Genomic DNA, 12337 nt, shown 5'->3' on the forward strand with positions numbered 1-12337 from the left:
GTGTGATGATGAACCCATTAATTATCAAACTTGGCGGCGTATTACTCGATAGCGAAGAAGCGCTGGAGCGCCTGTTTACCGCGCTGGTTAACTACCGTGAAGCGCACCAGCGTCCGCTGATTATCGTCCACGGCGGCGGCTGCGTGGTGGATGAGCTGATGAAGCAGCTCAACCTGCCGGTGCAGAAGAAAAATGGCCTGCGCGTTACGCCGGCTGAGCAAATCGACATCATCACCGGCGCGCTGGCGGGTACCGCCAACAAGACGCTGCTGGCGTGGGCGAAAAAGCACGGTCTGGCCTCTGTCGGCCTGTTCCTCGGCGATGGCGATAGCGTGAAGGTGACGCAGCTGGATGCTGAGCTGGGCCATGTCGGGCTGGCGCAGCCGGGCTCCCCGGCACTGATCAACACCCTGTTGGCCGGCGGTTACCTGCCGGTGGTGAGCTCTATCGGCGTGACCGATGAAGGCCAGCTGATGAACGTCAACGCTGACCAGGCGGCGACGGCGCTGGCGGCCACCCTGGGGGCGGATCTGATCCTGCTGTCTGACGTTAGCGGTATCCTCGACGGTAAAGGGCAGCGCATTGCCGAGATGACCGCCGAGAAAGCGGAACAGCTGATCGAGCAGGGGATTATCACCGACGGCATGATTGTTAAAGTGAATGCGGCCCTTGACGCCGCACGTGCTCTGGGTCGTCCGGTGGATATCGCCTCCTGGCGTCACGCCGAGCAGCTGCCGGCGTTATTTAACGGCACGCCGATCGGCACACGTATTCTGGCTTAAGATTTCATGCCCGGCGGCGCGTCGTCTGCCGGGCTTACAAGACCGTAGGCCGAGCGGCACAATGCCGCCGGCGGAACTAACGAATAAAGGAAGCATGTTATGGCACTTTGGGGCGGGCGTTTTACACAGGCAGCAGATCAACGGTTTAAACAGTTCAACGACTCGTTGCGCTTCGACTATCGTCTGGCGGAGCAGGATATCGTTGGCTCTGTCGCCTGGTCGAAAGCGCTGGTAACGGTCGGCGTTCTGAGTGCCGCTGAACAGCAGCAGCTGGAAGAAGCGCTGAACGTGCTACTGGAAGAGGTGCGCGCCAATCCGCAGCAAATCCTCGCCAGCGATGCCGAAGATATTCACAGCTGGGTGGAAGGCAAACTGATCGACAAAGTGGGCCAGTTGGGCAAGAAACTGCATACCGGCCGCAGCCGTAACGACCAGGTCGCTACCGATCTTAAACTGTGGTGCAAAGATACCGTTGTCGAATTGCTGTCGGCGAACCGCCAGCTGCAGAGCGCGCTGGTGGAGACGGCCCAGCAGAACCAGGACGCGGTGATGCCGGGGTACACCCACCTGCAGCGCGCCCAACCGGTGACGTTCGCGCACTGGTGTCTGGCCTATGTCGAAATGCTGGCGCGCGACGAAAGCCGCCTGCAGGACGCGCTGAAGCGCCTCGACGTTAGCCCGCTGGGCTGCGGCGCGCTGGCGGGAACGGCGTATGAGATCGACCGCGAGCAGCTGGCCGGGTGGCTGGGCTTTGCCTCCGCCACCCGAAACAGCCTCGACAGCGTGTCCGACCGTGACCATGTTCTGGAGTTGCTTTCCGATGCCTCTATCGGCATGGTGCATCTGTCGCGCTTTGCGGAAGATCTGATTTTCTTTAACTCCGGCGAGGCGAATTTCGTCGAGCTTTCCGACCGCGTAACCTCAGGCTCCTCGCTGATGCCGCAAAAGAAAAACCCGGACGCCCTGGAGCTTATCCGTGGCAAATGCGGTCGCGTGCAGGGCGCGCTGACCGGCATGATGATGACCCTGAAAGGGCTGCCGCTGGCCTACAACAAAGATATGCAGGAAGATAAAGAGGGGCTTTTCGACGCCCTGGATACCTGGCTCGACTGCCTGCATATGGCGACCCTGGTGCTGGATGGCATCCAGGTAAAACGTCCGCGCTGTGCGGAAGCGGCGCAGCAGGGCTATGCCAACGCCACGGAGCTGGCGGATTATCTGGTGGCGAAAGGCGTACCGTTCCGCGAGGCGCACCATATTGTCGGTGAAGCGGTGGTGGAAGCCATTGCGCAAGGGAAACCGCTGGAAGCGCTGGCCCTGGCCGATCTGCAGAAATTCAGCCCGGTGATTGCGGACGATGTTTATCCGATCCTGTCGCTGCAGTCCTGCCTGGATAAACGCGCGGCAAAAGGCGGCGTCTCGCCGCAGCAGGTGGCGCAGGCTATCGGCGAGGCGAAGGCCCGTCTGAGCTAATCCTTAGATATCTGCCCCCCCCTGACCCGGCCGAGCCCAGCGACGCCGGGTTTTTTATGCAAAAAAAAAAAGCGGACGCAAGGTCCGCAAAAGTTCACGTTGGCTTTAGTTGTTCGGGTAGAGAAACAGTGTGACGGGCCAGTGGTTTTCAGAGGTTCACCGTCTTTATGGGTGTATTATTGAACAGAAAACTTGATAGGGATAATCGTTCGTTGCTATGCTATCTATCGCCATGGACTATCGTGGCGATGGAGGATGAATAATGAATATTCGCGATCTTGAATACCTGGTAGCGCTCGCCGAACACCGCCACTTCCGGCGGGCGGCTGACTCATGCCATGTGAGCCAACCGACGCTCAGCGGACAGATCCGCAAGCTGGAGGATGAGCTTGGCGTCATGCTGCTGGAGCGCACCAGCCGTAAGGTTCTGTTTACCCAGGCGGGGCTGTTGCTGGTGGATCAGGCGCGTACCGTGTTACGCGAAGTAAAAGTGCTCAAGGAGATGGCAAGCCAACAAGGGGAAACCATGTCCGGGCCGCTGCATATCGGCCTGATCCCGACAATTGGCCCGTACCTGCTGCCGCACATCATTCCGATGCTGCATCAGACCTTCCCGAAGCTGGAAATGTATCTGCACGAAGCGCAGACCCATCAGCTGCTGGCTCAGCTCGACAGCGGTAAGCTCGACTGCGCCATCCTGGCGCTGGTCAAAGAGAGCGAGGCCTTTATCGAGGTGCCGCTGTTCGATGAGCCGATGATGCTGGCTATCTATGAGGATCATCCGTGGGCAAACCGCGATCGGGTGCCGATGTCGGATCTGGCCGGTGAAAAGCTGCTGATGCTGGAGGATGGGCACTGCCTGCGCGATCAGGCGATGGGCTTCTGCTTTGAAGCGGGGGCGGATGAGGATACCCACTTCCGCGCGACCAGCCTGGAAACGCTGCGCAATATGGTAGCGGCAGGCAGCGGTATTACCCTGCTGCCTGCGCTGGCGGTGCCTCAGGAAAGAAAACGCGATGGCGTGGTCTACCTGCCGTGCATTAAGCCAGAGCCAAGACGCACCATCGGTCTGGTTTACCGTCCGGGCTCACCGCTGCGCAGCCGCTACGAACATCTGGCGGAGGCCATCCGCGGCACGATGGATGGCCATTTCGACAAGGCGTTAAAACAGGCGGTTTAAGCCGTTCAGCGCGGCAACCCGGTACGCTTCCGCCATGGTCGGGTAGTTAAAGGTGGTGTTGACGAAGTACTCAATGGTGTTACCACCACCTTTCTGCTCCATGATCGCCTGGCCGATGTGAATGATTTCGGCTGCGCGTTCGCCAAAGCAGTGAATGCCGAGGATCTCCTTGGTCTCCCGATGGAACAGGATCTTCAGGGTTCCCACGCTCATGCCAACGATTTGCGCCCGCGCCAGGTGTTTAAACTGAGCGCGACCCACCTCATACGGCACTTTCATCGCCGTCAGCTGCTGCTCGGTTTTCCCGACGGAGCTGATTTCCGGAATGGTGTAGATCCCGGTCGGGATATCTTCAATCAGATGCGCTGAGGCTTCGCCTTTCACCAGCGCCTGGGCGGCAATGCGTCCCTGATCGTACGCCGCGGAGGCGAGGCTCGGATAGCCGATGACATCCCCAACCGCATAGATGTGCGGAAGGGCGGTCTGATACATGCTGTTGACCTTCAGCTGACCGCGGCTGTCGGTCTGCAGACCGATGTTTTCCAGCGCCAGAGTGTCGGTATTGCCGGTGCGGCCGTTGGCGTACAGCAGGCAATCGGCTTTCAGTTTTTTGCCGGACTTCAGGTGCATGATCACCCCGTCATCCACCCCCTCAATTTTCTCATACTCCTCGTTGTGGCGAATGACCACGCCGCTGTTCCAGAAGTGATAAGAGAGCGAATCTGACATCTCCTGATCGAGGAAGGCCAGCAGACGATCGCGGGTGTTGATCAGATCGACCTTCACCTCCATGCCGCGGAAGATCGACGCATATTCACAACCGATTACCCCGGCGCCGTAAATGATCACATGGCGCGGCTCATGCTGCAGGCTGAGAATCGAATCGCTGTCATAGATGCGCGGGTGGTGGAAATCGACATCCGCCGGATGGTAGGGGCGAGATCCGCAGGCGATAACGAATTTCTCCGCGGTCACCGTCTCAACCGTGCCGTCATGACACTCCAGCGCCAGAGTATGCTCATCAACGAAGTGGGCATTGCCCTGCAGAATTTCACAGTGGTTGCGCTCATAGAATCCCTGGCGCATATGAGTCTGCTGGTTGATGACGCTGTCGGCATGGTTAAGGATGTCGGCGAAAGAAGAGCGAAGAAGGCGGGAGTGGTCGCTGTAGAGGGGGTTTTGGTTAAACTCGATAATACGGCTGACGGCATGGCGGAGGGCTTTCGACGGGATGGTGCCCCAGTGGGTGCAACCGCCGCCGACATTATGGTAGCGCTCGATGACGGCAACGCGTGCTCCCTGTTTCACCAGTCCCATGGCGGCGCCTTCGCCGCCAGGACCGGAACCAATCACTATTGCATCATAATCCCAAGAGTGTGACATGGCATTACTCACCTGTTTTATACATAAAATAAACACGATGATAACATTCGCTGCGCTTTAACCCAATTATCGTTGTGCTTTTTTGCGGCATAAAAGCAGAAACGGCTCGTAAACAATCATTCACAATCCAGGGCAAACCGATTAGTTTTAATCTCTGGTATAGTGCCAGCAGGGCTATTGGAAGGATTCATACATCGTGATGGGCGTAAGAGCACAACAAAAAGAAAAAACCCGCCGTTCGCTGGTGGAAGCGGCATTCAGCCAACTTAGCGCTGAGCGGAGTTTCGCCAGTCTGAGCTTGCGTGAAGTGGCGCGGGAAGCAGGGATCGCGCCGACGTCCTTTTATCGTCATTTTCGCGATGTCGATGAGTTAGGCCTGACGATGGTCGATGAGAGCGGACTGATGCTGCGCCAGCTGATGCGCCAGGCGCGCCAGCGGATTGCCAAAGGCGGCAGCGTGATCCGCACCTCGGTCTCGACCTTTATGGAGTTTATCGGTAACAACCCGAACGCCTTCCGCCTGCTGCTGCGCGAGCGCTCGGGAACTTCTGCGGCGTTTCGCGCCGCCGTCGCACGCGAGATCCAGCACTTTATTGCGGAACTCGCCGACTATTTAGAACTCGAAAACCATATGCCGCGCGCCTTTACCGAAGCGCAGGCTGAAGCTATGGTCACCATCGTTTTTAGCGCTGGCGCGGAAGCGCTGGATGTCGGCCCTGAACAGCGCCGACAGCTGGAAGAACGGTTGGTACTGCAGCTCAGAATGATCTCTAAAGGCGCGTATTACTGGTATCGCCGTGAACAAGAAAAAATGTCACATCATTCCGAATAACGTGAAGGACGAGCAATGAAACACTCAGTTCAAGATAAAGGTACGCTGCTGCTGGCGCTGATTGCCGGGTTATCTATTAATGGCGCCTTTGCGGCGCTGTTCAGTTCGATAGTTCCGTTTTCCGTCTTCCCCATCTTATCCCTGCTGCTGACGGTCTACTGTCTGCATCAGCGCTATCAGAATCGCAGTATGCCCGTTGGGCTACCGGGCCTCGCCGCCGCCTTTTTTATTCTCGGGGTGCTGTTGTACAGCACCGTCGTGCGTGCGGAGTACCCTGATATCGGCTCTAACTTCTTCCCGGCCGTTCTGTCCGTCGCGATGGTCTTCTGGATCGGCTACAAGATGCGTAACCGCAAAAATACGGCAGCCGAATAAGCCGCCAGTGATAAAAAACCGGCAATATGACGTTGCCGGTTTTTTTTGGCCTATTTCCGGGTCAACAGCACGCCGCATTCCATGTGATGGGTATACGGGAACTGGTCGAACAGCGCCAGCCGGGTAACATTATGCGTCTGGCTTAGCGTTTCCAGATTGCGGCACAGCGTTTCCGGGTTGCACGAAATGTACAGAATACGCGGATAGGCCTGCACCATTTTTTCCGTTTCACTGTCCAGCCCGCTACGCGGCGGATCAACGAAAATCGTCTCGCACTGATAGCTTTGCAGATCGATACCCTGCAGCCGGTTAAACTCACGCACGCCGTTCATCGCCTGAGTAAACTCTTCCGCCGCCATGCGGATAATCTGCACGTTGTCGATATGGTTGGCGGCTATGTTGTACTGCGCCGCCGCCACCGACGGTTTGGCGATTTCGGTGGCCAGGACGCGATCGAAATTACGCGCCAGCGCCAGCGAGAAGTTACCGTTGCCGCAGTACAATTCCAGCAGGTCGCCGGTCGCTCCTTTGGTGACATCCAGCGCCCACTCCAGCATTTGAATGTTCATTGCCGCGTTCGGTTGGGTAAAGCTGTTTTCCACCTGACGGTAGATCATCTCCCGACCGCCAACCGGCAGACGTTCATCTATATAATCCTGATCGAGCTCGATTTTAGTTTTGGTCGCCCGACCAATCAGATGCACATTGAGCCCCTGGGCTCGCAGGGCGTCACGCAGCGCCTCCGCTTGCTCACGCCAGGCATCATCGAGTTTTTTATGATACAGCAGCGAGACGACCGCCTGATTGCTGAGGGTGGTCAGATAGTCAATCTGGAACAGCTTATGGCGCAGCACGGGATTGTTGCGTACGCCCTCCAGCATGGCGGTCATCAGCTGATTGATCAGCGCGCTGGCGGCCGGGAAGCTGTCAACGCGAATCCGCGACCGGGTCTGCTGATCGAAAATAATATGGTACAGGTCGTCGCCATCGTGCCATAGACGGAACTCGGCGCGCATACGGTAGTGGCTGACCGGCGAACGAAACACTTCCGGAACCGGCGCGGCAAAAGGCGCCATCATGGTTTGCAAACGGACGACTTTTTCTGCCAGCTGCGCTTCGTATTGTTCGGTAGGAAGGTGTTCGGGGGTCATGATGTATCCTGAATAAAATAAGTACGCGGGGATTGTAGGGAAAGCGCCGGGGATGTCCAGCCTCGAATGCCGCGGGAAATATAATTAGCAGTCTGGACATCTATATGATTCTGATTGTAGCATTCGCCTACCGGTCCTGTGAGTTAAAAGGGAACCCAGTGGAAATCTGGGGCTGACGCGCAGCGGTAAGGAAGGTGAGAAATGAGCGCACTCGGTGCAGACACTGCGGTTAGCCGTGGGAAGTCATTATTTCTTGAAACAGCCTCCAAGCCCGAAGACCTGCCGGAATACGTCGCACTGGGTTTTGTCGTCGCGAGCAACTGATAAAACCTGCGGCATCCTTTTTCTGTTTCGGATGCTTTTACAATGATTAAAAAAGCTTCGCTGATGACGGCCTTATCCGTCACGGCATTTTCCGGCTGGGCGCAGGATAGCAATTCAGATACGTTGGTGGTGACAGCAAACCGTTTTCAACAGCCGGTCAATACCGTGCTGGCGCCGACCGATATAGTGACGCGTGATGACATCGATCGCTGGCAGTCCAAAGATTTAAACGATGTCATGCGTCGTCTTCCCGGGGTCGATATTGCCCGCAACGGCGGCATGGGGCAGAGCGCTTCGCTGTATGTTCGGGGGACGGAGGCTCGCCACGTGCTGGTGCTGATCGACGGTGTGCCGATGGCGCGTCCGGGGATCTCCAACGGCGTGGATATCAGTCAGATCCCTATCTCTCTGGTCCAGCGGGTGGAATATATCCGCGGCCCGCGCTCCGCGGTGTATGGCTCCGGAGCGATCGGCGGGGTGGTGAACATTATCACCATGACCGACGCTGAGCGTTCGCAGATCAACGCCGGCGCGGGAACGAACGGCTATCAGTCCTATGATGGCGCCTTCAACAAGCGGTTTGGCGATACGCTGGTTACCGCTGCCGGCGCCTATCAGACCACCAAAGGATTTAACGTCCAGCCGAACTCCTCTTATAGCGGCGACAGCGATCGCGACGGCTACCGCAATAAAATGCTGTGGGGCGGGGTACAGCATCAGTTCGATGATAACTTCTCGGGATTCTTCCGCGGCTATGGTTATTCCGCCAATGCTGACTATGACCAGGGTAACTGGGGCTACGCAGGTGGAAACGATGAAGATCAGTCCTATACCCAATCCTGGGATACCGGTCTGCACTACCACTCCGGAATTTACTCCTCCCAGCTGATTGCGAACTATCAGCGTATTAAAGATTACAACTACAGCAGCGACGCTGGCCGCTATGCCGCGGGCACCACCCTGGATGATATGGAACAGCGCTATATCCAGTGGGGAAATAATGTTGTGGTGGGCCATGGCGCGGTGAGCGGCGGCGTAGACTGGAAACAGGAGAAGCTGAAATCCAGCGGAACGACCAATACCGACGTGTATAAGCGCGATACCACCGGTCTTTATCTGACGGGCCAGCAGCAGATTGACAGCGTGACGCTGGAAGCTTCCGGCCGTGAGGATCATGACGAGCAGTTTGGCTGGCACGGTACCTGGCAGACGGCGGCAGGCTGGGAATTTATCGACGGTTATCGGACAACGCTCTCGTACGGCACAGGATTCCTCGCCCCCTCCCTCGGGCAGCAGTACGGCGCAGAACGCTTTGGCATCGCCTCTAACCCGAACCTGAAGCCAGAGGAGTCGAAGCAATGGGAAGCGGGCCTTGAAGGGTTAACGGGGCCGGTCGACTGGCGTCTCTCCGCGTATCGCTATGAGATTCAAAACCTCATCGATTACGACAACAACGCCTATTACAACGTCAAGTCGGCGACGATCAAGGGGCTGGAGTGGACGGGAAATGTCACCACAGGGCCGGTGGAGCACCATCTGACGCTGCAGTATGTTGACCCTCGCGATGATGAAACTAACAAGATCCTCTATCGCCGGGCGAAGCAGCAGGTGAAATACGAGCTGAACGGCCAGGTCTACGATCTGGGTTGGGATGTGACGTATCACTACATCGGCAAGCGCTACGATTATGATTACGACAATTCGCGTACCGTCAATATGGGTGGGTTGAGCCTCTGGGATGTCGGTTTATCGTATCCCGTCACCTCACACCTGACAGTTCGTGGTAAAATAGCCAACCTGTTCGATAAAGATTACGAGACAGTTTATGGCTACCAATCTGCAGGACGGGAATACACCTTGTCTGGCAGCTACACCTTCTGATCCACGTCCCACCGTGCTGGTGTTTGATTCCGGCGTCGGTGGGTTGTCGGTTTATAATGAGATTCGGCAGCTGCTGCCGAATCTGCATTACATCTATGCTTTCGATAACGTTGCCTTCCCCTATGGCGAGAAGAGCGAGGAGTTTATCGTTGAGCGCGTTGTGGAAATCGTCACTGCTGTCCAGCAGCGTTATCCCCTGGCGCTGGCGGTGATCGCCTGCAATACCGCCAGTACCGTCTCCCTGCCTGCCCTGCGTGAAAAGTTCGCCTTCCCCGTTGTTGGCGTGGTGCCGGCGATCAAGCCCGCCGCCCGCTTAACGGCGAACGGCATTGTTGGTCTGCTGGCGACGCGCGGTACCGTAAAGCGTCCTTATACCCGTGAGCTGATCGACCGCTTTGCCAATGAATGTCGGATTGAGATGCTGGGGTCGGCGGAGCTGGTGGAGCTGGCGGAAGCGAAGCTGCACGGCGAGCCTGTGCCGTTAGAAGAGCTGCGCCGTATCCTGCGCCCGTGGCTGCGGATGCAGGAGCCGCCGGATACGGTGGTGCTGGGCTGCACCCATTTTCCTCTTTTACAGGAGGAGCTGCAGCGCGTTCTGCCGGAAGGCACGCGGCTGATTGATTCCGGCGCGGCGATTGCCCGTCGCACCGCCTGGCTGTTAGAGCATGAAGCGCCGGATGCGAAGTCCAGCGACGAGAATAAAGCATTCTGCATGGCGTTGACGGCAGAAACGGAACAACTTTTACCCGTTTTGCATCGCTATGGCTTCTCGACGCTGGAAAAATTACCGCTTTAACGGCGTTTTGCACAAAAAAGAGACGGTTGAATAATTTTTTGAAAACAGGGCTTGTCAACGTCTCAGAACTCCCTATAATGCGCCTCCACTGACACGGAACAACGGCAAGCGAGCCGCCGGGTCAGCAGGGTTTCGGCGATGAAGTTCAGCGCTGAAAACCGACAGAGAAAAGCAAAATAAGGGCTTGACTCTGAATGAGGAAAACGTATTATACGGGACCTCGCAACGGTGAGCTGAAAGCCGCGTTGCAACTGCTCTTTAACAATTTATCAGACAATCTGTGTGGGCACTCAAAGTGACATGGATTCTTAACGTCCTCGGACGAAAAATGAATACCAAGTCTCAAGAGTGAACACGTAATTCATTACGAAGTTTAATTCTTTGAGCATCAAACTTAAATTGAAGAGTTTGATCATGGCTCAGATTGAACGCTGGCGGCAGGCCTAACACATGCAAGTCGAGCGGTAGCACAGAGAGCTTGCTCTCGGGTGACGAGCGGCGGACGGGTGAGTAATGTCTGGGAAACTGCCTGATGGAGGGGGATAACTACTGGAAACGGTAGCTAATACCGCATAACGTCGCAAGACCAAAGTGGGGGACCTTCGGGCCTCATGCCATCAGATGTGCCCAGATGGGATTAGCTAGTAGGTGGGGTAACGGCTCACCTAGGCGACGATCCCTAGCTGGTCTGAGAGGATGACCAGCCACACTGGAACTGAGACACGGTCCAGACTCCTACGGGAGGCAGCAGTGGGGAATATTGCACAATGGGCGCAAGCCTGATGCAGCCATGCCGCGTGTATGAAGAAGGCCTTCGGGTTGTAAAGTACTTTCAGCGGGGAGGAAGGCGATAAGGTTAATAACCTTGTCGATTGACGTTACCCGCAGAAGAAGCACCGGCTAACTCCGTGCCAGCAGCCGCGGTAATACGGAGGGTGCAAGCGTTAATCGGAATTACTGGGCGTAAAGCGCACGCAGGCGGTCTGTCAAGTCGGATGTGAAATCCCCGGGCTCAACCTGGGAACTGCATTCGAAACTGGCAGGCTAGAGTCTTGTAGAGGGGGGTAGAATTCCAGGTGTAGCGGTGAAATGCGTAGAGATCTGGAGGAATACCGGTGGCGAAGGCGGCCCCCTGGACAAAGACTGACGCTCAGGTGCGAAAGCGTGGGGAGCAAACAGGATTAGATACCCTGGTAGTCCACGCCGTAAACGATGTCGATTTGGAGGTTGTGCCCTTGAGGCGTGGCTTCCGGAGCTAACGCGTTAAATCGACCGCCTGGGGAGTACGGCCGCAAGGTTAAAACTCAAATGAATTGACGGGGGCCCGCACAAGCGGTGGAGCATGTGGTTTAATTCGATGCAACGCGAAGAACCTTACCTGGTCTTGACATCCACAGAACTTGCCAGAGATGGCTTGGTGCCTTCGGGAACTGTGAGACAGGTGCTGCATGGCTGTCGTCAGCTCGTGTTGTGAAATGTTGGGTTAAGTCCCGCAACGAGCGCAACCCTTATCCTTTGTTGCCAGCGGTTAGGCCGGGAACTCAAAGGAGACTGCCAGTGATAAACTGGAGGAAGGTGGGGATGACGTCAAGTCATCATGGCCCTTACGACCAGGGCTACACACGTGCTACAATGGCATATACAAAGAGAAGCGACCTCGCGAGAGCAAGCGGACCTCATAAAGTATGTCGTAGTCCGGATTGGAGTCTGCAACTCGACTCCATGAAGTCGGAATCGCTAGTAATCGTAGATCAGAATGCTACGGTGAATACGTTCCCGGGCCTTGTACACACCGCCCGTCACACCATGGGAGTGGGTTGCAAAAGAAGTAGGTAGCTTAACCTTCGGGAGGGCGCTTACCACTTTGTGATTCATGACTGGGGTGAAGTCGTAACAAGGTAACCGTAGGGGAACCTGCGGTTGGATCACCTCCTTACCTTAAAGAAGCGTACTTTGAAGTGCTCACACAGATTGTCTGATAGAAAGTGAAAAGCAAGGCGTCTTGCGAAGCAGACTGATACGTCCCCTTCGTCTAGAGGCCCAGGACACCGCCCTTTCACGGCGGTAACAGGGGTTCGAATCCCCTAGGGGACGCCACTTGCTGGTTTGTGAGTGAAAGTCACCTGCCTTAATATCTCAAAACTCATCTTCGGGTGATGT

9 protein-coding genes, 1 tRNA gene, 1 rRNA gene and 1 riboswitch are annotated in these 12337 nt (G+C 56.3%); of the genes, 9 read left to right on the plus strand and 2 right to left on the minus strand.

Annotated elements, in window-relative coordinates:
• Positions 1 to 5 precede the first annotated feature (5 nt).
• From argB to oxyR, 3 genes are all read left to right on the plus strand, one after another.
• The gene (gene argB / locus GQR96_RS00510) at positions 6 to 782 is read left to right on the plus strand and encodes an acetylglutamate kinase (protein ID WP_087833757.1); all 777 of its coding nucleotides are present in this window, start codon (positions 6 to 8) and stop codon (positions 780 to 782) included.
• A 99-nt stretch (positions 783 to 881) separates the two neighbouring features.
• A complete protein-coding gene (gene argH / locus GQR96_RS00515) occupies positions 882 to 2255 on the plus strand; it encodes an argininosuccinate lyase (RefSeq protein ID WP_004203690.1) in 1374 nt (457 codons plus the stop codon).
• A 262-nt stretch (positions 2256 to 2517) separates the two neighbouring features.
• Positions 2518 to 3435, plus strand: coding sequence for a DNA-binding transcriptional regulator OxyR (oxyR, locus tag GQR96_RS00520; protein WP_002883015.1), 918 nt, complete (start codon positions 2518 to 2520; stop codon positions 3433 to 3435).
• Here oxyR and sthA read toward each other — a convergent pair.
• Positions 3418 to 4818 carry a Si-specific NAD(P)(+) transhydrogenase gene (gene sthA, locus GQR96_RS00525; RefSeq protein WP_002883016.1) on the minus strand — a complete coding sequence of 467 codons (1401 nt, stop codon included), beginning with the start codon at positions 4816 to 4818 and terminating at the stop codon, positions 3418 to 3420. The genes oxyR and sthA overlap by 18 nt on opposite strands.
• A 196-nt stretch (positions 4819 to 5014) precedes the next feature.
• Between sthA and fabR the strand changes: the two genes are divergently transcribed.
• Positions 5015 to 5650, plus strand: coding sequence for an HTH-type transcriptional repressor FabR (fabR, locus tag GQR96_RS00530; protein WP_004151856.1), 636 nt, complete (start codon positions 5015 to 5017; stop codon positions 5648 to 5650).
• Positions 5651 to 5665: 15 nt separating this feature from the next.
• Positions 5666 to 6025, plus strand: a complete 360-nt coding sequence (locus tag GQR96_RS00535) for a YijD family membrane protein (RefSeq protein WP_004203691.1) — start codon at positions 5666 to 5668, stop codon at positions 6023 to 6025.
• A 50-nt stretch (positions 6026 to 6075) separates the two neighbouring features.
• Here GQR96_RS00535 and trmA read toward each other — a convergent pair whose 3' ends face one another.
• Positions 6076 to 7176: a tRNA (uridine(54)-C5)-methyltransferase TrmA gene (gene trmA, locus GQR96_RS00540; protein ID WP_004203692.1), complete on the minus strand. Its 1101-nt coding sequence runs from the start codon at positions 7174 to 7176 to the stop codon at positions 6076 to 6078.
• Between the two features lie 114 nt (positions 7177 to 7290).
• Positions 7291 to 7478, plus strand: a riboswitch (cobalamin riboswitch).
• A gap of 64 nt (positions 7479 to 7542) precedes the next feature.
• On the opposite strand from trmA, the gene btuB reads away from it, so the two are divergent.
• The 4 genes from btuB to GQR96_RS00560 all read left to right on the plus strand — a co-directional run bounded on the left by btuB (position 7543) and on the right by GQR96_RS00560 (position 12274).
• Entirely contained in the window at positions 7543 to 9381 is a 1839-nt protein-coding gene (btuB, locus tag GQR96_RS00545; protein ID WP_023319435.1) for a TonB-dependent vitamin B12 receptor BtuB, read from the plus strand.
• On the plus strand, positions 9326 to 10177 hold the full coding sequence (murI, locus tag GQR96_RS00550) for a glutamate racemase (RefSeq protein ID WP_023291541.1): 852 nt from the start codon (positions 9326 to 9328) through the stop codon (positions 10175 to 10177). The genes btuB and murI overlap by 56 nt, the downstream gene beginning before the upstream one ends.
• A 396-nt stretch (positions 10178 to 10573) precedes the next feature.
• Positions 10574 to 12113: ribosomal RNA gene (locus GQR96_RS00555) — 16S ribosomal RNA — on the plus strand.
• 85 nt (positions 12114 to 12198) lie between these two features.
• Positions 12199 to 12274 (plus strand) — tRNA-Glu (locus tag GQR96_RS00560).
• Positions 12275 to 12337 lie beyond the last annotated feature (63 nt).

It is taken from the genome of Klebsiella sp. PCX (assembly GCF_021869705.1).
GTDB lineage: Bacteria > Pseudomonadota > Gammaproteobacteria > Enterobacterales > Enterobacteriaceae > Klebsiella > Klebsiella quasipneumoniae.